The sequence below is a fragment of the Blautia sp. TM10-2 genome (assembly GCF_003480845.1).
GTDB classification, from domain to species: Bacteria; Bacillota; Clostridia; order Lachnospirales; family Lachnospiraceae; genus Fusicatenibacter; species Fusicatenibacter saccharivorans.
Window position 1 is genome coordinate 775 of sequence record NZ_QUJZ01000012.1, and the last position, 26,250, is coordinate 27,024.

19 protein-coding genes and 2 pseudogenes are annotated in these 26,250 nt (G+C 41.3%); all 21 read left to right on the forward strand.

The features are described from left to right. Window positions 1-994: transposase (locus DXD92_RS12910; RefSeq protein WP_243104901.1), on the forward strand; the 994-nt coding region annotated here is incomplete at its 5' end. 229 nt (window positions 995-1,223) lie between these two features. Next, window positions 1,224-2,155, forward strand: a pseudogene (locus tag DXD92_RS19530) (AAA family ATPase). 219 nt (window positions 2,156-2,374) lie between these two features. Next, on the forward strand, window positions 2,375-2,857 hold the full coding sequence (locus DXD92_RS12920; RefSeq protein WP_243037621.1) for a cobaltochelatase CobT-related protein: 483 nt from the start codon (window positions 2,375-2,377) through the stop codon (window positions 2,855-2,857). Window positions 2,858-2,873: 16 nt separating this feature from the next. Further along, complete coding sequence (locus DXD92_RS12925) at window positions 2,874-3,068, forward strand: hypothetical protein (RefSeq protein WP_118247149.1); 195 nt, start codon at window positions 2,874-2,876, stop codon at window positions 3,066-3,068. Further along, window positions 3,026-3,394: a TnpV protein gene (locus DXD92_RS12930; protein WP_118595780.1), complete on the forward strand. Its 369-nt coding sequence runs from the start codon at window positions 3,026-3,028 to the stop codon at window positions 3,392-3,394. The genes DXD92_RS12925 and DXD92_RS12930 overlap by 43 nt, the downstream gene beginning before the upstream one ends. Window positions 3,395-3,517: 123 nt before the next feature. After that, window positions 3,518-3,637 (forward strand): annotated as a pseudogene (locus DXD92_RS12935) (helix-turn-helix domain-containing protein); the annotation flags it as partial. Window positions 3,638-3,938: 301 nt separating this feature from the next. Beyond that, window positions 3,939-4,157 carry a helix-turn-helix domain-containing protein gene (locus tag DXD92_RS12940; RefSeq protein WP_002578407.1) on the forward strand — a complete coding sequence of 73 codons (219 nt, stop codon included), beginning with the start codon at window positions 3,939-3,941 and terminating at the stop codon, window positions 4,155-4,157. 14 nt (window positions 4,158-4,171) lie between these two features. Beyond that, window positions 4,172-4,777, forward strand: a complete 606-nt coding sequence (locus tag DXD92_RS12945; RefSeq protein WP_055219004.1) for a DUF1819 family protein — start codon at window positions 4,172-4,174, stop codon at window positions 4,775-4,777. 10 nt (window positions 4,778-4,787) lie between these two features. After that, the gene (locus DXD92_RS12950; protein WP_055219002.1) at window positions 4,788-5,348 is read left to right on the forward strand and encodes a DUF1788 domain-containing protein; all 561 of its coding nucleotides are present in this window, start codon (window positions 4,788-4,790) and stop codon (window positions 5,346-5,348) included. A gap of 13 nt (window positions 5,349-5,361) precedes the next feature. Next, window positions 5,362-8,910 (forward strand): BREX system P-loop protein BrxC, encoded by a 3,549-nt coding sequence (brxC, locus tag DXD92_RS12955; RefSeq protein WP_055219000.1) that lies wholly within the window; start codon window positions 5,362-5,364, stop codon window positions 8,908-8,910. Window positions 8,911-8,925: 15 nt separating this feature from the next. Then, on the forward strand, window positions 8,926-12,396 hold the full coding sequence (gene pglX, locus DXD92_RS12960; RefSeq protein WP_118595779.1) for a BREX-1 system adenine-specific DNA-methyltransferase PglX: 3,471 nt from the start codon (window positions 8,926-8,928) through the stop codon (window positions 12,394-12,396). Window positions 12,397-12,413: 17 nt separating this feature from the next. Next, complete coding sequence (locus DXD92_RS12965; RefSeq protein WP_118595778.1) at window positions 12,414-12,740, forward strand: DUF4357 domain-containing protein; 327 nt, start codon at window positions 12,414-12,416, stop codon at window positions 12,738-12,740. A 13-nt stretch (window positions 12,741-12,753) separates the two neighbouring features. Next, window positions 12,754-13,755: a hypothetical protein gene (locus DXD92_RS12970; RefSeq protein WP_118595777.1), complete on the forward strand. Its 1,002-nt coding sequence runs from the start codon at window positions 12,754-12,756 to the stop codon at window positions 13,753-13,755. Window positions 13,756-13,798: 43 nt separating this feature from the next. Then, complete coding sequence (locus DXD92_RS12975) at window positions 13,799-15,304, forward strand: RNA-binding domain-containing protein (protein ID WP_118595776.1); 1,506 nt, start codon at window positions 13,799-13,801, stop codon at window positions 15,302-15,304. Between the two features lie 6 nt (window positions 15,305-15,310). Next, window positions 15,311-17,953, forward strand: coding sequence for a BREX-1 system phosphatase PglZ type A (gene pglZ, locus DXD92_RS12980; protein ID WP_118595775.1), 2,643 nt, complete (start codon window positions 15,311-15,313; stop codon window positions 17,951-17,953). 20 nt (window positions 17,954-17,973) lie between these two features. Beyond that, window positions 17,974-20,091, forward strand: a complete 2,118-nt coding sequence (gene brxL / locus DXD92_RS12985) for a protease Lon-related BREX system protein BrxL (protein WP_118601700.1) — start codon at window positions 17,974-17,976, stop codon at window positions 20,089-20,091. Window positions 20,092-20,113: 22 nt separating this feature from the next. Beyond that, window positions 20,114-21,754, forward strand: a complete 1,641-nt coding sequence (locus tag DXD92_RS12990; RefSeq protein WP_055268225.1) for an ATP-dependent nuclease — start codon at window positions 20,114-20,116, stop codon at window positions 21,752-21,754. Continuing rightward, entirely contained in the window at window positions 21,747-22,835 is a 1,089-nt protein-coding gene (locus tag DXD92_RS12995; RefSeq protein ID WP_055268227.1) for a UvrD-helicase domain-containing protein, read from the forward strand. The genes DXD92_RS12990 and DXD92_RS12995 overlap by 8 nt, the downstream gene beginning before the upstream one ends. A gap of 115 nt (window positions 22,836-22,950) precedes the next feature. Further along, complete coding sequence (locus DXD92_RS13000; RefSeq protein ID WP_242857239.1) at window positions 22,951-23,484, forward strand: tyrosine-type recombinase/integrase; 534 nt, start codon at window positions 22,951-22,953, stop codon at window positions 23,482-23,484. Between the two features lie 471 nt (window positions 23,485-23,955). Beyond that, window positions 23,956-24,423, forward strand: a complete 468-nt coding sequence (locus tag DXD92_RS13005; protein WP_117510053.1) for an Hsp20/alpha crystallin family protein — start codon at window positions 23,956-23,958, stop codon at window positions 24,421-24,423. A 237-nt stretch (window positions 24,424-24,660) separates the two neighbouring features. Continuing rightward, on the forward strand, window positions 24,661-26,250 hold the full coding sequence (locus DXD92_RS13010; RefSeq protein WP_118640680.1) for an ABC transporter substrate-binding protein: 1,590 nt from the start codon (window positions 24,661-24,663) through the stop codon (window positions 26,248-26,250).

A 26,250-nucleotide genomic window follows, 5' to 3' on the forward strand; every position in this document is an offset into this window, starting at 1 on the left:
GGGAAAGCCGTATCTGAAAAGTGAACAGTATGCCATGCCTGTTTTTTACCACGATATCATGTACCGTGAAAACACAGAAGAGAAAGATGCGGCCTTTTTAAAACTGTACGATGGCCATGACTGGAAATGGTTTGCTGTGCGGCTGAAACATACGGATATGGAATATTTAAGAAAACACTGGTCGGGCAAAAAAGCTTCGGCGCCAACGTTGGAGAAAAAGCACGACAAATATTTCCTGCGTTTTACGTATGCGGAAGAGGTATCTTTAAACCGGACACCTGTCAAAGAACAAACGATCTGCAGTGTGGATCTCGGCATCAATACGGATGCAGTCTGTACCATCATGCGTCCAGACGGAACTATCCTGGGAAGAAAGTTTATTAACTTTTCCAGTGACAAAGACCGGATGTACCGTGCGCTGGGACGGATCCGAAGATTTCAGCGGGAACATGGATCGCGTCAGGCGCAGGGAAGATGGGCATATGCAAAACGTCTGAATACAGAGCTTGGCAGAAAAATTGCAAAGGAAATCGTTTTTTATGCATCAGAAAAGAAGGCAGATGTGATTGTTTTCGAATATCTGGAAATGAAAGGAAAACTTTCCGGGAAGAAAAAGCAGAAACTGCAGATGTGGAGAAAACGTGATATCCAGAAACGGTGCGGACAGCAGGCACACAGAAAGGGAATCCGAATTTCCCGAATCTGTGCCTGGAACACGAGCAGGCTTGCCTTTGATGGATCAGGAGAGATTGCCCGTGATACACGGGATCATCGTCTGTGTACGTTTCAGACTGGAAAAAGATACAACTGTGATTTGTCGGCATCGTATAATATCGGAGCAAGATATTTTATCCGTGAAATTTTAAAACCCTTGCCGGAAACGGAAAGGTCTTTGCTGGAGGCAAAAGTTCCTGCAGTAAAGCGTAGAACCTCATGTGTTTATGCAGATCTGAGAGAACTGATTTCAGAAATGGAACTGCGTAAAGCAGCATAAACACAGGCAGATATGCAGTGGATTACCTGTTATGTGGAAACCCGCCGTATCCGGCATGGAAGAAGCACATATCTGTGCAAAATCTAAGTAACAGGCGTATCCGCCGATATTTGGTCTGCCGCTTAAAGCGGCCGGAAGCACGTGACTTTAGTCATGTGAGGTTCACGATTGAGTAAACAGAAATATTATCTGATTTGATATAACCAATTGCAAAGAAGGGAAAATCTTCATGAGAAGTCATTGGACAGAAATAGAAAAATATTTAGAAGACCAGAAGGTAGCGCAGGAACTGATTGGAGAACTGAGAGATTTTCACATGCGTTATGAGGTAGAGGATCAGGTAAAGGAACGAGTAGAAAAACCGGATATCCTATTTTATGGGAAAAAGATTCTGGAAATGTCAACAGCAGCGCTTCTTCAGGGAGATAATCTGTTACTTTCCGGTGCAAAAGCTACAGGAAAAATGTACTATGTGAGACATTGGCATGGATATTCGGAAGACCGGAATACGATATTTCTTTTCATGTAAATACAGACAGTGCCGATCTGATTGGAACGGACACCTTTATAAATAATGAGGTTCGCCTTCGGAAAGGCTCCATCTACCAATGCGCGGAATTTGGAGGATTTGGAATCCTGGACGAAATCAATATGGCAAAAAATGATGCGGTTTCTGTACTGCATGCCACACTGGATCATCGGCGCAGAATCAATATTCCAGGATATAACAGGATTTTACTTCATCCGGCAACACGATTTATCGGCACGATGAATTATGGTTACGCAGGTACCAGAGAGCTAAATGAAGCATTGGTTTCAAGGTTTATGGTAATCGATATGCCTGAAATGGATGAGGATAGTGTTCTTTTTGTATTAAGGCAACATTTTCCAGATGGGGAAAAAAGTGCACTGAAAGCTTTTGCAGGACTGTTTCTGGATTTGCAGATCAAAGCTTACCATGGAGAAATCTCAACAAAATCTCTTGACCTGAGAGGATTGGTTTCTGCTGTAAAAGCAACAAGAAGCGGACTTTCTCCAATTGATGCAATCCAGATGGGAATCATAAATAAAAGTTTTGATGTATTTGAAAAAGAGATCGTAGAAGATGTGGTTTCTACCAGAATCCCATCTTCCTGGACCGGAAAAGACATATGGGGGTAAACTTGTATGGAGGATGTCAGATGGCCGGCGGAACAACTGGAAGAACATCATCTGGAGATCAGCAATCGTATCAGAAATCTTTTTTGGACAGTCAGTGGTGATTATGATACGGAATTTGAACCGGATACAGAAAAATATGTTTATTCAAAACAAACGGTTCTGTATGAGGCAGTGAAGCAGGGTGCCTTTGCACGATATTTTGATCAGAAGAAACTTGGCATGTATTTGATGAAAAAATTACATTTTTCTGCTGGAGAAGATATGCTTTTGCCTCTTCAGAGATTTCGGAATTATGAAGAACCAAGGGAAACAAATGAAAGAATCTTTCAATTTCGTGCATATGCCAATAACAGAGATGGGCTTGCACTGAAAACAGTCGGTTCCTCTCTCATGGAGCGACCGGAAAAAAATAAGATTTTAATCGTATTAAGTGATGGAAAACCCTGTGATATGAGCATACAACGACCAGGAACCCGCCAGCCCAAGATCTATGACGGAGAAAAAGCTGTGAAAGATACTGCATATGAGGTACGTCGGGCCAGAAATCAGGGAATTTTCGTAATTGGTATTTTTGTAGGGAATGAAGAAGAGCTCTCCGTGGAAAAGAGAATCTATGGAAAAGACTTTGCCTATATTCGTAATATCAGCAATTTTTCCCGTATAGTAGGAACTTTTTTGCGAAGACAAATTGATATGGAATGAAAATGGAGGAATCACTATGGGTAAAATTGAATTTGCCAATTGCCAGGATGTAAGAAATCAGAAAAAGATACAGGAATTAGATTGTCCACACTGTCATGAACCGGGAGGCATTGAAGCCTTTGTGAAAGACGGGATACTTGCAGAGGATGGAGTATGTGATAACTGCGGATATATTCTTCCAGAAGGAACAGAACTGGAGGAAGTGGAGTAAAACAGTTTGAAGTAATCCCGAATCTCACCTATAAATCCGGTGAACAGATGGAGCAACTTGGCAAGTATGGTTTTCTTCGCAGAGATTATCTGAAAAACCATCGAAATTCAACCTATCAGGTGATGCTTCTGCAGGATACGATAGGAGAGCATCTTCTGGAAGTGGACAAGGCAGCCAGGGAACGGGAAGAAGTGATTCTGAAACAGTTGGAAGAAAAAGAACCACTGCCGGATAAGGAGAAAGATCAGATGGCATGGGTAAGAGCTGCCAATCAGCACAGAGCGATTGCAGAAGAGATTATCCTGAAAGAATTGATTTATGTATAAGGATTGCCAGTAACTAATCTGGCAGGTAACTGATAAAAATAGAATATTGTGAGCGAAGTAAGGCGTGAGTCATAAGATATGGCTTGCGTCTTTTCCTTTTGAACTGGAAAGAAGGATGGGAGCATGGCACAGATTTTTCGTGTAGAGAGAACTAAGAATTTTACGGTAATGAGTAATCATCATTTCAAGAATAAGAATCTGACATTGAAAGCGAAAGGTCTATTATCGCTGATGTTAAGTTTAAAGTATCAGGCGGAACAGAATAGAAAGACAGCTGAGAACGAAGTGCAAAAATTGAAAAAAAGGATAAGATTGCAATCAGAGAAAATAAACGAGATAAAATTTTTCTGTGGAATCGGATATATAGTGGCACTTGTACTTTCAGCTTGTCTTATTAAGATGTGTTTCTTGTGATTTTAAATGCGATATTTCAGAATTGAATTACGATTTTTGGTAGATTAGATTGTTTGAAACGCATTTTTATGATATGATGATAAATACCATGTGAACAGATATTTCAAGCAAATAAGATTGAGGTGAAAAAATGGCAGTTAGTTACAAGAAATTGTGGAAATTGTTAATTGATAAAGAAATGATGAAGAAAGATTTGCGTGCAATGACAGGAGTTAGTACAACAACGATGTCTCGATTATCAAAAGATGAAAATGTAAGTACAGAGATTCTGTCAAAGATATGTTCTGCTTTGAATTGTGATGTGGGAGATATCATGGAATTTGTTCCTGATAAAAAAGAGGAGCAGTAAGGAGGTACGGGAACATGGATCATTCTTATCCTTATATTGCGTCTTTGACCAGAGAGCCGTTCCTTTTCTACGAAATGCGTTCTACCGCAAAGCTAATGGCAGAAGGAAATTCCGATGATGCAATTGTTAAAGAAATTGTAGAGCAGAATCTTTTTCAGTATCCAACGGAAAAATCTATTACACGCATGGCGAAAGCCTGCATCAAACGGCTTCAGGCACTGGAAGATGATTCTCTGGTTTCTGCGATTGCTTCACAGCCGACGGATGTGGCAAAACAGATTTGTTTGTATGCGTTGATGAAGCAGAGCCGACTGGTCTGGGAATTTATGCTGACCGTCATTGGCGAGAAGTACAGATTAAGGGACACGTCTTTTGGTAAGATAGATTTGAATACATTTTTTATGCGCTTGCAGGAGCAGAATGATACCGTGGCTTCCTGGAGCGATACTACAATAACAAAGTTAAAACAGATAATTGCCAGAGTGCTTGTTGAAACAGAATATCTCGACAACCGGGGGGCAGATCATTTGAATCCAGTATGGCTGCATCCTGTTTTGGAGAATGCCATCAGAAGCAATGGTGATATGGCGATACTGCCGGCGTTTAATTGCTTTTCTTAGGAGGTAGCCAATGAGTGACATAAAAGAACGCCTGGACAAAGTTCGGGCATTGATTCAGGAACCGGAGTTCCTGGAAGGCAAAGGACTCAGCAATGAGGTGAATATCAGAATCTTCTGTTATGAACCGGAGAATGAAATGGTTGTCCGTCATTTTGTGAATCAGCTGGAAACTGATCAGTCCTTAGATTGCCATTTGATCGTTTGTAATTTATATAAAACATTTCTCTCTATCTGCGATGATATGGACATCACAGATGCAATTCCCGATATGGAAGAAGCTGACGGAAGTGCTTATCTTCTGGAGCAGCTTAACTCCGCAATCGGCAATGGAGAGTTCATTGATAAAATCCAGTATGAGCCACACGAACCGGGTGATGTGCTGATGCTGACAGGTGTGGGCGAGGTGTTCCCGTTTATGAGAATCCATACGTTATTGGAAGCCTTGCAACCGTATTTTTCGGATGTTCCGATTTTGGTTATGTATCCGGGTGAGTTTGATGGTCGTCATGTAAAACTGTTTAATCGTCTGACACCAAATGATTATTACCGGGCATTCAATGTCATAGATTAAGGGGGATAAAGCCATGATGATTCGAGATATGTTTGCGGATGACATTAACCGCAAAATCAATGGTGTAATTAAAGTAGATCAGGCTGCTGATGATGTAATCGAGCAGGAGTTAAATGAATATGTCATTACCAGAGAATTGAAGAAACATTTCATTACGTTCTTCAATTATTACGGTGATGCTTTTGACCAGCCGACAGCCGATATGGGTGTTTGGATTTCCGGTTTCTTTGGAAGTGGTAAATCTCACTTCCTGAAAATGCTTTCCTACCTTTTGGAAAATAAAGAGGTAAAAGGCATTCGCAGTGTGGAGCGTTTCCGTAAAAAGTTTGAGGACGACCCGGCAACCTTTATGCTGATTGATCGTGCCACAAAGGGACAGACCGAGACAATTCTGTTCAATATTGATATTGAGGGATTCAGCAATAAAGATAAGACTGCGGTTCTTCGTGTATTTGCCAAAATGTTCTACAACCATCTGGGATTTTACGGTGAGAATCTGAAAGTTGCCATGATGGAGCGTTATATTGACCAGCAGGGAAAAACTGAGGAGTTTCGCAGAGTTTTTGAAGAAAAGAAAGGCAAGTCCTGGATGGAAATGCGCCGTGCCTTTGCATTCAATGGAAAGTTTATTATTCCGACTTTAATGGAAGTTCTGGATATGAGTGAGGACGATGCCAAGGCATGGTTCAATGATAAAACGGCAACAGAAATATCTATTGCTCAGCTTGTGGAAGATATGAAAGCCTATGTGGATACTAAACCAGCGAACTTCCGTCTGCTGTTTATGATCGACGAAGTTGGTCAGTATGTCGGCACAGACACCGATATGCTTTTGAACCTCCAGTCTTTGACAGAAAAAATCGGAAGTGAGTGTGAAGGAAAGATTTGGGTGATCTGCACCGGACAGGAAGCCATTGATGAAATCATCAAAGTTCGTGCCGATGAGTTCTCCCGTATCCAGGCTCGTTTCAAAACAAGACTGAGCTTATCTTCTTCCTCCGTGGATGAAGTCATCCAGAAGCGTATTCTGAAAAAGAAACCGGAAGCAACAATGGATTTGGAAACCGTTTATGAGCAGAATGATTCTGTCCTGCGTAACCTGTTCAGCTTCAATGGCTCTATTCTGGATATTAAAGGCTATTCCGGTCCGAGGGAATTTACTGAGAACTTCCCGTTCGTGCCGTATCAGTTTATTATTATGCAGAAGGTATTTGCTGAAATCCGCAAGCACGGAAATTCCGGCAAGCACCTTTCCGGTGGTGAGCGTTCCATGCTGTCCGGTTTCCAGGAAGCTGCACAGAAAATTCAGGAGAAGGATGAGTATGCACTTGTTCCGTTCTTCCGTTTTTATGATACCGTACATACTTTTCTGGATGGTTCAATTCGTCGTGTAATTGAACGTTGCCAAAAAGCTGCCGACAACGGTGATGGCATCGAACAGCAGGATGTAGATGTACTGAAACTCCTGTATCTGATTCGGTATATTGATGATATTCCTTCCAATCTGGACAATATCGTTATCCTTATGGCAGATGATATTCGTGTGGATAAGATTATCATGCGTGAAGCTGTCCGTGGATGCCTTGACCGTCTGATGAGCCAGAACTATATCGGCAGAACCGGAGACACTTATAACTTCCTGACGGATGAAGAACAGGATATTCAGCGTGAAATCCGGGATACCAATGTAGATACCGCTTCTATCGTAGAGCGTATCGCTCAGATGATTTACGGTGATATTTTCACAACCAAGAAGTTCCGTTATGGAAAATATGACTTTGCTTTCGATCAGATGGTGGACGGCATTACAGTTGGAGTGGCAACAGGTGGTATGCGTCTGCGTTTCCTGACCGTTGCTACCGATGCTATTGAAAAAACAGATTACCGTCTGATGGCGGAGTCCAAAGGTAATGAAGCAATCGTGGTTCTGGCTGATACGCCTTACTATGAATCTCTGGAATCTGCTATGAAGATTCGTAAGTACGTAAAGCAGAGAAATGTAAGCCAGCTTCCAAAAACTGTGCAGAAAATTATCAGTGACCAGCAAGACGAAGCCGGAAAATATGAGCTGAGTGCCATGAGCGAATTGCAAAATGCTATTGAAGGGGCGCAGTTCTATGTAGACGGTGAGCATCTGGAAATCAGAGCTGGAAATGCTAAGAGCAAGATTGACCAGTCGCTTGAATATCTGGTTGCCCATGTATATAGCAAGCTCGACCTGATTACAGATAATGCAGGCAGTGATGTAGATATTATTGCGATTCTGACAGGTGCGGTAACGGCACTTCCGGGCATGGAACCGAACCGTGATGCTGCTTCTGCTATGGAAGAATATCTGGAAATGCAGGATGTGAAAAAGTTGCCGACTTCTATGGCAGATGTGCAAAGCAAATACAGTGCGATTCCGTATGGATGGAAAGAAATCGATATTGCTGCGGTTGCGGCACAACTGATTTATTCCCAGAAAGTAACCATCAAGTATGCAGGCAATACCATTCAGCCGGATGACCCGAAGTTGCCGGATATGCTCCGCAAAAAGAGTGAGATCGGCAAGACTTCCATCAGCAAGCGTAAAAACATTTCTGCTACGATGATGCGTGATGTAAAAGCGATGCTCCGAGAGTATTTCGACATTATGGATGTGCCGGATGATGAAGATGGTCTGATTCGCTTTGTGACGGAGAAGTTTACCGAGCAGCGTGATTACTATGCTTCTTTGGATGCTTGTTATGACGGACATAAATACCCGGATCGTGCATTAGTGCAGGAAGCTATTCATCTGATGGATGATGTTCTTTCTCAGAAGAAAGACAATATTGCCCTGATTGAGCGTGTGCTGAAAAAAGAGGATGCTCTTTTCAACAATAAAGAAGCCATGAGCAACGGCATTGAAAACTTCTTCAAAACCCAGGTAACAGTATTCGACCAGGCAGTGCAGTTTGAAAAATCTCTGCATGATGACCTTGACCGGATTGCAGAAAATGAGGAAGCACATAAGGCACTGAATACTATTCGATTGATTACGATGGTTCAGACCGGAAGCAAGTTCAACTATAACCGGATTCGTGAACTGAATCCGTTGATGGATACGGTTCGCACCGCCCATGACAAGATGCTGGAAGAAAAACGTGCTGAGGTTCTGGAAACGGTTCGTCAGTGTATGGAAGCGACCCATACTGCTGCAAACGGCGATTCCAAGGCATCCCATCTGATTGAAAAATCGGATCGGTATTTCAGTCAGTGCAAGGAGAAAATCGCAGAATTAAAGAGCCTTGCCCTTCTGGATGCTATGTTCTTGCCGATGTGCCAGTACAAGGATGATACTATCAGCAATATCGAGTCAGTTCTGGCTCCGCCTGCACCGAAGCCGCAGGTACAGCCGACACAGCCAGGAAAAGAAACTGCTCCGGCAAAGAAAAAGGTTGTCCGTGCTTATAACCGACAGGTTGTATTCCAGGCAAAGACCTTACAAACGGATGAAGACATTGATGATTATGTAGAGAAGATTCGTTCTCAGCTGAAGCAACTCTTGAAAAATTGCGATGAGATCAAGCTGAACTAACGAGGAGAGACGAGTATGGATAAGAATGCGATTAAAAAATTTGCTGTCTGGGCAAGAACAGAGCTGATCGCCCGTGTTTCCCTAAAAGGCGTGGAATACGGTATCACAGAGGATAATATCGAGGCCGCCAATGCGGACAGCGTTGGCGGCAAAGTCCTCACTGCTGATGAAAAGAAACAACGTCAGGCTTTGATTGCCGAGATTAACGATAAAGGCTATAAGCAGGTCATGGAGGAGGTTGCCTACACTTGGTTCAACCGCTTCTCTGCTCTACGATTTATGGAAGTCAACGGTTACATTCCTTCCCATGTGCGTGTATTCACGGACGAGGAAAACAACTTTAAGCCGCAGATTATAACCGAAGCCATTCATCTGGATTTGGATGGATTGGATATGGAAAAGGTCTATGAACTGAAAGATGCCGAAAAGACCGAAGAACTGTATAAATATCTGCTGATCGTGCAGTGTAACGCCTTGAATAAGATTCTGCCGGGAATGTTCCAGAAGATTGCGGACTACACCGAGCTTCTTCTGCCGGACAATCTGCTCCGTGAAGGCAGTGTCATTCAGCAGATGATCGAGTTGATACCGGAGGATGACTGGAAGGATGCTGTCCAGATCATCGGCTGGCTGTATCAGTATTATAACAGTGAGAAAAAGGATGACGTTTTCGCAGCACTGAAAAAGAATGTGAAAATCACAAAAGAAAACATCCCCGCAGCAACTCAGCTTTTCACACCAGACTGGATTGTTCGCTACATGGTAGAGAACAGTCTTGGTCGTTTATGGCTGGAGGGACATCCGGATGTGAAAGAGCAGCTTCTTCCTACCGAGGAAGAACAGTCTGCCTATGCTGCCGGAAACCGTGATCCGGAAGATACCAAATGGCACTACTATCTGGAAGAAGCTGAGCAGGAGCCGGAAGTGCAGGCACAGCTTGCCGAGATTCGCAAGGAATACGCCGCGCTGACACCGGATCAGCTGAAAGTTATTGATCCATGTTCCGGTTCCGGTCATATTCTTGCGTATATGTTTGATGTGCTGATGAAGATATATGAATCTTACGGTTATACCACCCGTGAAGCAGTGGCAAGCATTGTAGAGAACAATATTTATGGTCTGGATATTGATGACCGTGCAACACAGCTGGCTTACTTTGCGGTAATGATGAAAGCCCGTCAGTATGACCGACGCTTCTTCAGCCGTGGCATTCAGCCCCATGTGTATGCTATTGTAGAGAGCAATCATGTAGATGAATTTGCCGTGGACTATTTCTGCAATGGGGATGCAAAGCTCACGACAGCTATGGATACCATCATTAAAGAATTGCATGATGCAAAAGAATACGGCTCGATTCTGACCGTAACACCGCAGGATTGGTCTACACTGTATGACCGTTTTGCAGAGATTACGGAAGATATAAATATGTCCCGTGAGACGGCACTGAGAGAATTGTTGCCGTTGGTGCAGGTGGCAGAAGCACTGGCGCAGAAGTATGATGTGGTAGTGACAAATCCGCCGTATATGGGTAGCTCTGGTATGAGTATAAAGCTCTCTGATTATGTTAAAAGTGATTACCCAGATAGTAAAAGTGATTTGTTTGCTGTGTTTATTGAACGTTGCGGACAAATGACAAAGAAAAATGGCTGTCAGGCAATGATTACACAACACGCTTGGATGTTCCTTGCAAGTTATGAGAATATTAGAAAGAAAATTTCTAAAAAAGCTATTATAAATATGGCGCATTTGGGAGCTCGTGCCTTTGAAGAAATTGGTGGAGAAATTGTACAAACAACCAGCTTTGTAATAGGAAACACATTTTTGAACAATTATCTTGGTACATATTGCAGACTTGTTGATCCGACGACACAAACTGGAAAAGAGGAACTCTTCATTAAAGGAAAAGAACGGTATATATCTAATCAACTACGATTTCAAAAGATACCAGGTGAACCGATAGCTTATTGGATTAGTGAACAGTTTGCTAATTGTTATGATAATGAGTTATTGGAGAAAGTTGCATTTTCTGATGGACAAATTTTAACTGGTAATAATGACAAGTATTTGAAATTGTTGTGGGAAGTGAATGCTCATGATATTGAAGCAAGGAAGTGGGCGTTACACGCTAAAGGAGGTGAATTTAGGCGATGGTATGGCAATATTGATACCGTAGTAAAGTTTGATCCAATCACGATTCAGCATTATAAAAGAGATAAAATTGCACGATTCCCCAAAGATGAAATCCTTTTTAGGAGAGGAATCACATGGACCCTTGTTTCGATGAATCCTTTGTTTGGCGTAAGAGAACTTGGTAAAAATTTGACATTTAATAAAGCGGCAGCAACAATATTGTTTAATGATGAAACTATTATAGATTATGTGTTAGGATTTTTAAATTCCAAGGTGTCACAAGCACTTTTAAGAATTATAAACCCGACAATGAATAATAATATCAAAGATATACTCAATATGCCATTTATCAAAGATATGAATTTTTATCCGCAGGTTAAATCCTTAGTCCAATATAATATTAGTATTTCAAAGCAGGATTGGGATGCTTTTGAAACCTCATGGGATTTTCAAAAGCATCCACTGCTTCGCAAAGTTTCTACCATTGCGGAAGCCTTTGACCAGTGGCAGACTGAATGCAATGACCGTTTTAACCAGCTGAAAGCCAATGAGGAAAAATTGAACCGTATTTTCATCGACATTTACGGTTTACAGGATGAGCTGACACCAGAGGTTGAGGACAAGGACGTTACTGTCCGCAAAGCTGATCTTGGCAGAGATATTCGCTCGTTCATTTCCTATGCGGTTGGCTGTATGTTCGGTCGCCACTCTCTGGATGCGGATGGTCTTGTCTATGCAGGTGGAGAATGGGATAACAGCAAATATAGTTCTTTTGCTGCGGATAAGGATAACATTATCCCGATTTGCGACGATGAATATTTTGAGGATGATATTGTCGGTCTATTCGTGGAGTTCGTAAAAACTGTTTACGGTGTAGATACCTTAGACGAAAACCTGAAATTCATTGCCGATGCACTGGGGGGAAAAGGTCAGCCGAAAGATGTGATTCGGAATTATTTTCTGAATGATTTTTATAAAGATCATTGTAAGATTTATCAGAAACGCCCGATTTACTGGCTATTTGACAGCGGCAAGAAGAATGGATTTAAGGCTCTGATTTATATGCACCGCTATCAGCCGGACACCATTGCCCGTATCCGTACCGATTATGTGCATGAACAGCAGGCTCGTTATCGTACTGCTATTGCGGATTTGGAACAGCGTATGGTCAATGCTTCCACTGGCGAGCGTGTGAAGCTGAACAAAAAGTTGAATACCTTGCAGGCGCAGGATACTGAAATCAGAATTTACGAGGAAAAGATTCATCACCTTGCCGACCAGATGATTTCCATTGATCTGGATGATGGTGTGAAGAAGAATTATGCAATATTTGATACAGTATTAAAAAAATTATAAATAGGAGACGAAGAATCATGAAAATTATGGTTACACTTACACAGCGTACAGGAGTTGCATATGCAACGGCAGAATATGATGGAAAGATAATTACTGTTCTGGCAGGTGGCAAAATAAGTCCGGATTTTGCAAATCATATCAGAGGTGGGAAAACCGCTAAAGCATATCGAGACAATCCAGAGTATGTGGATAAGAATGGTAATATTCTTAAAAACTGTGAGTTTACCAGCTCTTCAACAGCGGCTCAGTTTGTGACGGGGCGAAGTACAAATGGGTATAAGGCTTGGAAAGTTGAAAAGAAACTTAGTCTTGGTCAATATTTGAAGGATAAGGGCTTGCGTTAATGGGGGTGGTATTTTGATTGATGTTACTGTGAAAATTACAGCGATTATAATGTATTGCGATGAAAGTATACTTAATCTTGAATTGGGAAATGGTTATACTATCGAGAAGTGCTATTATGATGATTTCCCATTCAAATCAGAAATTGAAAATGGAAAAAATCAACTATGTATTGAGTATATAGGCTCACGTTTACATGATGAAAATGGTTCATACTTTATCTGCCTAAAAAAAGAAGATGTATTTTTGATAGATGGTCCTCAGATTGTTCCGGGTGCTGTAATCACGAATAAGACTTGCCAATGTGAAGATGAAATTGGAGCTTACCAAGAGCAAGAGGTACAATATTTGCATAAAATATTTTCGTTGTTGCGTTTATATAAAAACGGGAACATTGGATTATATCAAACATTTTTCAATTACAGATTTAAGGTGTTGGGTTTTATAAATAATACTCAGAACCATACGAGCAAGAATAGTACCAGAAATGCTTATGATGAACGAAAATATATACTTGCAACAGAAGATGTTGAACGCTGTAATCAGTTTTTAAGAGATTATAAATTACAAATTTATTCCATGATGAAACCTATTATTGATGAGTTTGTGTGGGGATTGGAGCAGACAGATGCTCCAACTGGATTTGAACAGTATACGACAGCATTAGAAATGGCACTTTTGCCGGTAAATCAACCAGGTAAAAAACAAATGTTATCCAATCGCATTGCAGTTTTGCTTGGAAAGAATGATGCAGAAGTTGTAGGAATACATGATAAGATGCTGGACTTTTATCGTTATCGCTCAGAATCCTTACATGAAGGTGATGGAAGCAATATCTCAAAGCAAGAACTCATTGAAATGGAAAATTATGTTCGTCAGACTATTACTGCAATTATGCAGAAATCTAAATGTCAGCTCGCTATCGACAATACGAAAACGTGGATTGATATTAAGAACGACTTGATGAATGAGCTGATTTCCAAAGTGGTAAATAAGAAAACTGCGGGTATTTTATAATATGAATGGTGGCAATAGCTGCCAAAGAGAGCGAGGTGTTACAATGACTATAGAAGAAATTCTTGCAGGAGAATCGAAGGATGTGGAGTTCAAAGAGAACCTGCCGGAGAAAAGCCTCAAATATATGAAATCTGTGGTTGCCTTTGCCAATGGAACCGGCGGAAAAATCATTTTCGGAATTGCCGATAAAACCAGAGAGGTTGTTGGCTTTGACAAGGAAGATGTGTTCAAGAAAATGGATGCCATTGCCAATGCCGTATCAGACAGCTGTGAACCGGCAATTATCCCAGATATCACTTTACAGACGGTTGATGGTAAGACTGTCATTGTGGTAGAGGTTTTTGAGGGCAGACAGCGCCCGTATTATATCAAAGCCCTTGGTAGAGATGGCGGTGTATATGTCCGTGTTGCCGGAACTACCCGCCTTGCCGATGAGTATATGGTAAAGGAGTTGTTGTTTGAGGGCAGTAACCGCTACTATGATCAGGCTTTATGTACTGGGTTAAATGTTACAGATGAAGATATTGATACCCTTTGCAAAGCTATGAAAGAGCAGGCTGTCAGAAATGCTCGGACAGAGGAACAGAAAGCATCGATTAAAGATGTAGGCAGACAGCAGTTGCGTTCCTGGGGAATTTTAATCGAGCGTGATGGAAAAGATTTTCCATCCAATGCGTTTGCAATTTTGACAGGCAACGGAGGCCTTCATGTTGCAACGCAATGTGGTGTGTTCAAAGGTACAACGAAAGCGGTATTTGTTGATCGTAGAGAATATACCGGACCGCTTTGGGAACAGATAGACGAAGCATTTCAGTTTGTCTTAAGAAATATTCATCTGGGTGCTACTATTGTGGGAATTTATCGCCAGGATGTTTATGAGATTCCACCGGATGCCATTCGTGAGTTGATTATCAATGCTATGGTACATCGTAGTTATCTGGATCATGGTACGATACAGGTAGCGGTATATGACAACCGATTGGAAATCACTTCTCCTGGGAAGCTGCCAATGGGACAAACGATGGAGCGTATGAAAGAAGGTTATTCCAAAATCAGAAATGAAGCCCTTGCCCATGCGTTTGCTTACATGAATCTGATCGAGCATTGGGGAAGCGGTATTCCGAGAATTATTGATAAAGTGAAAGCTGCCGGACTTCGGGAGCCGGAGTTTATTGGTGGCGAAGTGGATTTGCGTATCAATATTTATCGAGGTCAGGTTGACGGCACTGTTGACCTCAATGACCTCAATAACGCCATTAAAGTGCCGGATACTATTGATAAAATGCCAGATAGTGGCAATGAAGTGCCGGATAAAACAGAAACAGTGCCAGATACGACAAAGAAAATGCCGGATAGTGAACAGGAACAACAAATCTATAAATATGTATTGGAAAATGGCTCTATTACTACTGCTGAAACAGTAGAGATTTTAGATGTAAAACATCGTAGAGCCAGAGCTGTCTTGCTGAATATGGTTAAGGATGGTTATTTGAGAAAAGAGGGTGCGGCACGAAGCACTATTTATGTAAAAAATACGGAAGGGAGATAATGCAGCATGGATACAGACAAAATAATACAAGATTTAAATCGCAGGTTTGCTGCACCTCTTCCTGAGTTTTATCAGCGTCGTATCATTTTCTGGTACGATGAAGATAAGGAATTTGAGGATAAATTGGATGAAGTGGTTTTGGAAAATGCAAAGGTGATTGCGCTGACAGGAAATAATGCGTTTTCTGTAAAAAAACTGCTTTCAGTAGATGATTTGACCACAAATTATCTGGTTTACAGTCCGTGTGTCTATAACCGCCCAGATGATAACTGGCTTCTGGATGTGGAGCTTTACAGCGAAGAGTTTCGGGCGGATCTGATTTCTATTTGGATGGATGAGATGGGACTTATATCAAATCCGGCAATGAGGAAACAGGTTAAAAATTATCGTGCTTATTTCAATGCGAAAGATCGTCGTTTGAAAGTCAGCACACAGAATAAAGTTCCGGAAACACCGGCACAGTTACACATGGCTGTCATGGCGGCAATCTGTGGATTGAAAGATGCACAGCCTAATATGATTCTCCGTAGTGTGTTCCAGGCGGGACTGGATTTGAATAATAATACGGTTTATCAGGATTTTGTAAAATATCATGCAGACGCAGCATTTTGGGCGATGGTTCGTCAGGGATGCGGATTTGTGGAGGAGGAACCAGACCTTGAGCGGTTAGCAATTCATCTACTTTTAACCGCGGCGACCCGTACCATGCGGCAGGAATATCTTGCCGGACTAGACAGTTTTATTTCCATACCACATCAGGCATATTGCTATGATTTTATTTCTGAATGGCTTCATAGTGACAACATTCCGCAATTATATGATGTGGCACGTTATGTTGAGGATGAAGCTTGTCTGTATCAGCGTTTTGAAAAGCTGACAGTAGAAGATTTGGTAGGAACAGAGTGCTTTCCGTGTATTAATGAAGTGATTCTGACAAAGATAATGACAGAGATCAGTGACCATATTATTGATGTGGATACCATTACGAATACCGTTGAAAAACGGAGAACTTGTGTATGGTATGAGCCATTTGAGAATTTTTATGACGGTATCTTACAAGTGGCGAATATGCAAAGTTTCTTTAAGGAACATTCTGCCGGATTCCATACCGCAGAAGCGAAAAGTATCTGGAAAGAATATACTGAGAGCTACTATCAGATGGACACTTATTACCGTTTGTTCCATCTTAGTTTTCAAAAGAGTTTGGAGACTTCCAATATTCTGCTGGATGATTTGTTCAAGCATGTTGTCGATAAGGTGGAAGGACTTTATACACACTGGTTCTTAGGTGAGTTGGGCAACAACTGGTCGGATGTATGTGCGGATGAACTGGCAACTTACGGTAAAGTTCTGGAAGTACCGCAACAGGAGGATTTTTACCGTTCCCGTATCCAAACCTCAGATACGAAAGTATTTGTAATTATCTCAGATGCCATGCGTTATGAAGTGGCGGCTACGATGGCAGATCAGCTTCAGCGAGAAACGCAAAGTAAGGTTTCTATCAGCAGTATGCAGAGCATCTTTCCTTCTACTACAAAGTTTGGTATGGCAGCTTTGTTGCCGCACAAAGAACTGACAGTAGAGGTTCGGAACGATATTTTGACGGTTTTGGCAGATGGACAGTCTACGGCAAGTACTTATAGGGATAAGGTTCTGAAAACAGAAGATTCGGCAAGCGTGGCTTTAAAGTATAATGACATCATTGCTATGAAACGAGCGGAAAGAAGTGCTTTGGTGAAAGGGATGGATGTGGTCTATATTTACCACGATACCATAGATGAAGCCAGCCACACTTCGGATACTGCTGTTTTTGCTGCCTGTGACAAGGCGATTTCAGAATTGAAGAATCTTGTGCGTATTATCGTAAATGAATTTGGTGGAACGAATATTTTAATTACGGCAGATCATGGATTTCTTTATACATACAGTCCTTTGAAGGAAGAGGACAAAGTAGATAAAAGAGGATTTTTTGATGTGGATGTAACAAACTCTGACATTACAAAAAAAGAAAGTATCAAGCGATGTGTAGAATATGGCAGAAGATATGCAATTATGCAGAAAGGTGTGCAACCAGATTACTTGATGCCTGTAAAATTCCTGGGCGGAAATACGGAATTTGATGGATTTGCACCGAGAGAAAGTATTCGTATCAAAATGAATGGCGGCGGTATGAATTTTGTGCATGGTGGTATCAGTTTGCAGGAAATGGTTGTTCCAGTGATTGAGTATCATTATCTCCGCAACGATTCTATGGAATATAAGCGAAATAAGCAGAAATATGATACTAAGCCGGTAACGGTTAATTTACTGTCCGCAAACCGTAAGATCAGCAATATGATTTTTTCGTTGAACTTCTATCAAAAAGATGCGGTCAGTACAAATCGTGAAGCAGCAACCTATCAAGTTTATTTTACAGATGAGGACGGCAAACAGATTAGTGATATTCAGAAGATTATTGCAGATAAGACCAGCGATAACGGTGCAGAAAGAACTTTCCGTTGTCAGTTTAATCTAAAATCTTTAAAATACAGCAATACCGCTACTTATTATCTGGTAATTGCAGATGAACAGGGATTACAGCTGCCACAGCGGGAGCCATTCCAGATTGACATCGCCTTTGCGGTGGACGAGTTTGATTTTTTTAGTTAATGCCGCAGGAGGAGAGAAAGATGGAGCAATTTGCAGAGGGTGAAAGTACCCGTGAAGAAATAAAGAACAAGCTCCGTCAGAACTTTGACGGTAAGATTGTTCGGAAAGACCTGACAAAGAAAATTAAAGAAGGGGCGAATGTCCCAGTGTATGTTCTTGAGTTCTTGTTGGGACAGTATTGCAGTTCAGATGATGAGACGGTTATAGAGAAAGGCGTACAGAATGTGAAGCGTATTCTTGCTGACAACTTTGTACGCCCGGATGAATCACAGAAAATTCTGTCTCAGCTGCGTAAAAAAGGCAGTTACACAATCATTGATATGGTGACTGTTCGACTGGATATGAAAAAGGATTGCTTTTTTGCAGAGTTTTCTAATTTGGGCATTGGTAATGTACCGATTGCCGATGAATATCCAGAAAAATTTGATCGCCTGCTCTGCGGCGGTATCTGGTGTATTGTTCAGCTGGATTATGAGGTTGAAGGCGACAATAATTTTGGCATTGAGGATATTGATGGAAATCCACTTCGTTCCAAACAGAAAAAGCAGAAAGATATTTCACCAATCAGTATCCGTAAGCTGACACCGATCCAGATGCCGCACATTGATATTGATGAACTGAAGCAGGGACGAAAAGCTTTTACGAAAGATGAATGGTTGGATATCCTTCTTCGTTCTATCGGAATGGAACCGGATGAATTTACATACCGTGAGAAATGGTTGCTCTTGACCCGTATGATTCCATTAGTTGAGAATAACTTTAATCTTTGTGAGCTTGGACCGAGAAGCACCGGTAAATCTCATCTTTACAAAGAGATTTCACCAAACAGTATTTTGATTTCCGGTGGACAGACGACGGTTGCAAACCTGTTTTACAATATGGGACGCAAAACGGTCGGACTGGTCGGCTTATGGGACTGTGTAGCCTTTGATGAAGTGGCAGGTATCAAGTTTAAAGATAAAGATGGCATTCAGATTATGAAGGATTACATGGCATCCGGCTCTTTTGCCCGTGGCAAAGAAGAAAAAGCTGCTACTGCGTCCATGGTATTTGTGGGAAATATCAATCAGAGTGTGGACGTGCTGTTGAAAACATCCAGTCTGTTTGCACCTTTCCCGCAGGAAATGGGAACAGATACAGCATTTCTTGATCGTATGCACTGTTATCTTCCAGGATGGGAGATACCGAAGTTCAGACCGGAGCATTTTACTAATGATTATGGTTTTATCAGTGACTATTTGGCAGAGTTCATCCGAGAGCTTCGCAAGGAGCAGTATGGAGATGCACTTGATCACTACTTCCGTCTGGGGAGAAATCTGAATCAGCGTGATACAATTGCGGTTCGTCGTATGATAGACGGTTATCTGAAGTTGATGTACCCAAATGGTGAGTTTACCAAAGAAGAACTGGAAGAAATTATTCAGATTGCATTGGAAATGCGTCGCCGTGTCAAGGAGCAATTGAAGAAGCTGGGTGGTATGGAGTTTTATGATGTGAACTTCTCTTATATAGATCTAGAAGATATGTCAGAACATTATGTTTCCGTACCAGAACAGGGTGGTGGTAAGCTGATACCGGATGGAATGTGTAATCCGGGACAGGTTTATACCGTATCCAGAGGAAAAAGTGGCATGATTGGTGTATTCCGTTTGGAAAGTCAGATGCTTCCAGGCAATGGCAAAATTGAACGGACTGGCTTAGGCAGTGATTCTAAATGCAAGGAAGCGGTGAACACGGCATTTAATTATCTGAAAGCCAACGGCAATCGGATCAGTGGCTCTATCAGCACCTCGACCAAGGATTACATCATCAATTATCAGGATTTGCAGGGTATCGGTATGACAGACAAATTGGCACTTCCAACATTGATAGCACTTTGTTCGATTGCTCTTGGAAAGCCTGTTGTCAGCAACTTGGCAGTGTTGGGAGATATAACAATTAGTGGCACAATGATAAAGGTGGATGAACTTGCCAATACACTTCAGGTGTGTCTGGATAGCGGCGCAAAGAAGGTGCTGATTCCAAGTACATCGTTTGTTGATTTTGCAAGTGTTCCAGCTGATCTGATGAGTGCATTTCAGCTGATTCCGTATCAGAGTGCGGAAGATGCAGTGTTTAAGGCGTTAGGGGTAGAGTAAAATCGAAGATAGGAGGCTACGAATGGCTATTGAGAAGGTAATCATTCAAAATTTTAAGAAGTTTAAAAATCCGTTTGAAGTAAAATTTAATGAAAATATCAATCTTCTGGTTGGTGATAATGAATCTGGAAAATCTACTATTCTTGAAGCCATTCATGTGGCTTTAACGGGTATGTATGCTGGTCGAAATATTAGAAATCAGCTATCAACATATTTATTTAATAGAGAAGCAGTTGAGGAATACCTGGCATCAGTGGAAAATGGACAGCCGATTGCACCTCCAGAAATAATGATTGAGTTATATTTCAAAAGTGGAACATTGCCTGAATATGAAGGAAATGGTAATTCCGAAAAAAGTGATGGTATAGAGGGAATCAGATTCACAATTAGTTTTTCTGATAAATTTAATTCAGAATATGAAAGTTTGCTGAAAACAGAAAAAATTATAAGTTTGCCTATTGAATTTTATGAAGCTAAATGGTTTTCTTTTAGCCGAGATGAAAAAATGCCCAGATTCATACCAATAAAGTCTGTAATGATTGATTCGTCAAATTACAGATACCAAAATGGGTCTGATGTATATATTTCCAGAGTAGTAAAGGATTTCCTTGAACCAGAGGACATAACAGCAATAACACAAGCCCATAGAAATATGATAGATGAGTTTGCACAAAATGAAGCAATTCAGTCAATCAATGAGAAAATTAGTGCAGCGTCTACTGTTATGAATGGAAAATTATCATTGAGTGCCGATCAGGGAGTTCAAAATTCTTGGGAGTCAAGTTTGGTTACGCAGGTGGATGGAATCCCGTTTGCTCATGCTGGAAAAGGTGCACAATGTATCATAAAAACACAATTAGCTTTAAGTCATAAACAGGCAGAAAAAGCAAGTATTATTTTGATTGAAGAACCTGAAAGTCATTTGTCTTTTTCCCGATTAAGCGAACTAATGGGAGTTATTGAAAAGGCTGCATCTGGTAGACAAATTATAGCATCAACGCATAGTAGCTTTGTCGCTAATAAACTCGGACTGGAAAATTTAATTTTGCTTTCAGGCGATAATTGTTGCTCGATGCAATCGCTCAAAAAGGAAACTTTTGAATTTTTCAAAAAAGTGGCAGGTTATGATACACTGCGATTGATTCTTTGTAAAAAATCAATCTTAGTAGAGGGCGATTCAGATGAGCTGGTTGTTCAGCGGGCATATATGGATACTCATGAGGGGCGGCTTCCTATCCAAGATGGAATAGATGTAATGACCGTAGGTGGGGTGACATTTAAGCGGTATCTTGAAATTGCACAGACACTAAACAAAGAAACAGCTGTTGTTACGGATAATGATGGAAATATTGAAGCTGTTAAGAAAAAGTACAAAGAATATGAAGAAATACAATGTATTCATATATGTGTTGATGAGGTAGTGGATACAGGTGATTTGAAACTGTCAGATAAGGATTTTAATTATAATACCTTAGAGCCGAAAATATTAAAAGAAAATGGACGAGAAGCAATGAACAATATTTTTGGAACTAACTACGATACGGATGATGAGATGCACAAATATATGCACGCTCATAAGACGGATTGTGCCATAGCAATTTTTGAATCGGCTACGAAAATTAAATATCCTGAGTATATAATGAGGGCGATAAAAAATGAGTAGTCTAATTATTGCGGCGGCAGGGGCAGGAAAAACAACATTTCTTGTAAAAAAGGCATTGGAGATTTCTGAAAATGTTTTGATAACAACTTATACCGATGCTAATGAACAAAGCATTAGAGACAAATTTTACGAAATAAATGGTTGTATTCCATCTAATGTAACTATTATGCCGTGGTTTTTGCTGCTAATCAAGCATGGTATACGACCTTACCAAAGCTATCTTATAAATAATAGGGTATCCGGTGTGTTATTAGTGAATAAGGCAGATAAAAATTTGTTGAGACTAAAGGATACAAATGAGAAAAAATATGTCACGGCTTCCGGTAATGTATATTCAAATATGATTTCAAAATTGCCCTGTGTTTTGGACGAATTATCGAATGGATGTGTATTTCGCAGAATACGAAAAATTTTTTCTTATGTTTTTGTAGATGAAATACAAGATTTTGTTGGATATGATTTAGAAGTTATAAAAAAGTTGCATGAGGTTGGTTGCAACATGACTTTAGTAGGAGATCCTCGTCAGACGACGTATCGAACTCATTATGAAGCAAAATATAAAAAATATGCAGGTGGGAAAATAGTGATTTTTGTGCAGGATAATATTGCCGGAATGAATATTGATACCACAACATTATCGACATCTCATAGAAATAATCAGATTATATGTGATCTTGCAAATCAGATGTATCCTGATATGAAGCCATGCGATTCTGCCATGAATGAAAAAACGGGACATGATGGAATATTTTGGGTTCACGAGAATGATATTGATAAATATGTAGATATATATAATCCTGTTCAGTTGCGGTATGATAAAAGAACCAAGGTAAATCCCATCCCAAAAACGATGAATTTTGGATTGTCCAAGGGACTTACTTTTAATAGAGTCTTGATATACCCGACGAAACCAATGCTGGATTGGTTGTCAGGAAAGTCCAAAGACATGAAGGATGAAAGTCTTTCTAAGTTTTATGTTGCAGTGACGAGAGCACGGTATAGTGTGGCTTTTGTATACAAGACAAAACGACTTCCAACTAACGATATTGGAACAAGGTGGACACCTGATGTATTGGAATAAATAATAGATTGCACGACAAGAAGTAATTTAGTTGTTATAAGTAATAATACTGTGTATTGGGCATAATCTAAGTTTCACTTATGTAGGTGTCTGAGGAAAATTTAATAGGAAAAACATGAAAAAAGCACTGAAAACCGTTTGTCGGGAGATCCATGTAGGTGGACAGCTTGTATATTATGAAGGTGAAGAAGGATATTGTTTCCATGATTCAGAAACCAAAACGGATGCAGGAATCAGAGACATTCCTATGACACAGATGGTATATGATGCGTTCCGTAAACAGAGAGAGCTGAACCTGATGCTTGGTTTGCAGAGTAATGTAGAGATTGGTGGACGCAGTGGATTCATCTTCAATACAAAGTATGGACGTCCGATTATGCCAGCGGGAGTGAACAGCTTTCTGAAAAACATTGTTAATGCCTATAATAAGAAAGAAAGCAAACTGGCAGAAGGAGAGAAGCGAGAGCCGGAGCTGATGCCTCCTATTTCATCGCATACCCTTCGTCATACGGGATGTACCAGACTGGGTGAGAATAATGTCAATCCCAAAGTTATGCAGTATGTGATGGGGTGCTGGATGTCCGGGGGACATCCGTTTAGCACCGACCGTAGCGGAGCGAAGAACATTCAGATGCACAGATCACAATGAATGTCTACAATCATATTGCAGAGAAGTCTCATGTGGAGAACGAGATGTCTAAAATGAATCTGCCAGAAACCGTACCTGCTGTGGTATAAACCAGAAGTCGTTGTCGTAAAATGTGGTAAGAAAATCAGACGAATATATTTTTCCAAGAATTTGTGGTCAAAATGTGGTCAAATCAAGAAAATCGAGTGCGAAAGTAAGTGAAAAATCCCTGTGAAGCCCGTAAAATCAAGGCTTCACAAAATCTTCACAAAATAATTAGCACTCACCTCTTGACAGTGCTAATAATAAGTGTTATATTACAGCTAGAACAAAGGAAGAGGGATACAAAGAGAGGAAAAGAAGAAAACCTCCGGTATCCGGAAGCCTTTCCGTTCCAAAGAAACAGGTAAACAAAAAGATCCGGTGAAAAGAAAAACCGGAGAAAAAGCATGGATCAGGTTCCATGAGAAGAATAAGAAGGAGCGATGACTTATGTTAATGCCTAGTATTTTTGGAGAAAATTTATTTGATGACTTTTTCAACGATTTTCCGTTCTATGATTATGACAAAGAGATGAAGAATACAGAAAAGAAACTGTATGGCCGCAAAGCCAGCCATGTGATGAAAACAGATATCCGCGAGCTGGACAATGGCTACGAGGTAGTGGTTGACCTTCCGGGATTCACAAAAGATGAAGTTCAGGCCACACTGGAAAATGGTTATCTGACCATCAGTGCCGAGAAAGGTCTCGACAAAGACGAGAAAGAAAAAGAGAGCGGCCGTTACATCCGCAAAGAGCGTTACGCAGGTGCATGCAGCAGAAGCTTCTATGTAGGTGAGGATATTACCGAAGAGGATATCAAGGCTGAATTTAAACACGGTCTGCTGAAACTCTTCGTACCGAAGAAGGAAGCAAAACCGGCTGTGGAGCAGAAAAAGACAATCTCCATTGAAGGATAAAAGAAAAAAAGCAAAAGCGTTTGCCGCCCGGGAATGTTAAAATTCCCGGGCGGCAAAATTTTTATCTTTTCCGGCACATTCCGAGGGAAAGAATCCGGAATACGCGGGCGGATATACGTGATTTTAGGATTCGGAAAATAAATTGTATACAATAATGTACTTGCTATTTGGGAACAGGTCGGATACAATAGGCGTGACAATTACAAAATGAGAGAACTCGTATCAAAAGGAGAAATCATGAAGAAAAGAAGAAGCGTACTTGCGCTGCTTTTAGTTGCAGCTCTTACTGTTGTACTTGGCGGATGCCAGGATGGCAAGGATGGGAAAGCAGATTCTTCCGATACCACAAGTTCTCAGGTATCAACGGAATCAACCCCGACAGGGGAACCTGTTATGGGAGGTTCCATCACGGTAGGAATTCCTCAGGACATTGAGGATAGTCTTGACCCACACAAATCTGTTGCGGCAGGAACGAAAGAAATCCTATTCAATATTTATGAGGGCCTTGTAAAGCCCGATGAAGAAGGAAATCTGAACGATGCGGTGGCAGAGAGCCATTCGATCTCGGAGGATGGAAAGGTTTATACCTTCAAGCTCCGGAATGGTGTCAAGTTCCACGATGGAACGACCGTCACTGCAGAGGATGTAAAATATTCAATCGAACGCTGTGCGGGTATCAACGGAGACGGAACGCCTCTGGTAGAGGCATTTTCCAATGTAGACAAGGTTGAAATTCCGGACGAGAGCACGATCGACATCTATTTAAAAGAGCCAGACACCGAGTTTCTTGCCTATCTGACGGTGGCGATTGTACCTGAGCATGTGGAAGATCTGGAAGCAGATCCGGTCGGAACAGGCCCGTTCCACTATGTATCACGGTCCCCGCAGGAAAACATTGTCCTTGAAAAATTCAGCGATTACTGGGATACGGAAAATCAGGCGTATCTGGACAAGGTAACATTTCGAATTGTCAAGGACAGCAATGCAGTCGTAACAAACCTGAAATCCGGAACACTGGACATGTATGCACGTCTCAGTTCCACACAGACAGCGCAGCTTGCCGAAGATTCCGATTTTACGATTTATGACGGCGGTATGAACCTAGTACAGGCGCTGTATCTGAACAATGCCGTGGAACCGCTCAACAATGTGAAGGTGCGCCAGGCGCTCTGCTATGCAGCAAACCGTCAGGAAGTGCTGGATATGATTGCGGACGGAAAAGGAACGATCATCGGAAGCAGCATGTTCCCGGCATTTGGAAAATATTATGTGCCGGAACTGTCAGAGCGATATAATCAGGATATTGAGAAGGCAAAAGAACTGTTAAAAGAAGCCGGATACCCAGATGGATTTGAGCTTACGATTACAGTGCCGAACAATTATCAGCAGCATATCGATACAGCCCAGGTTCTGGTAGAGCAGCTTAAAGCGATCGGTGTTACTGCCAAAATTCAGCAGGTCGAGTGGGACAGCTGGCTGTCGGATGTATATGCAGACCGGAAGTTCCAGTCCACGGTTGTCGGCGTTGACGCGGCATATCTGACCGGACGCGCGTTGCTGGAACGGTTTACCTCAACATCATCCAAGAACTTTATCAACTACAGCAACGAAGAGTATGATAAACTGTATCAGCAGGTTAAGACCAGTACGGATGAAGAGGAGCAGGTTGAGCTTTACAAAAAAATGGAAACACTGCTCTGTGACGATGCGGCAAACCTGTATATCGAGGATATGGCATGTGAGGTTGCACTTCGGAGCGACTTTGCGGGCTATCGGTTCTATCCGCTGTATGTGCAGGATATGACTAAAATTTACAAAGTAAAATAA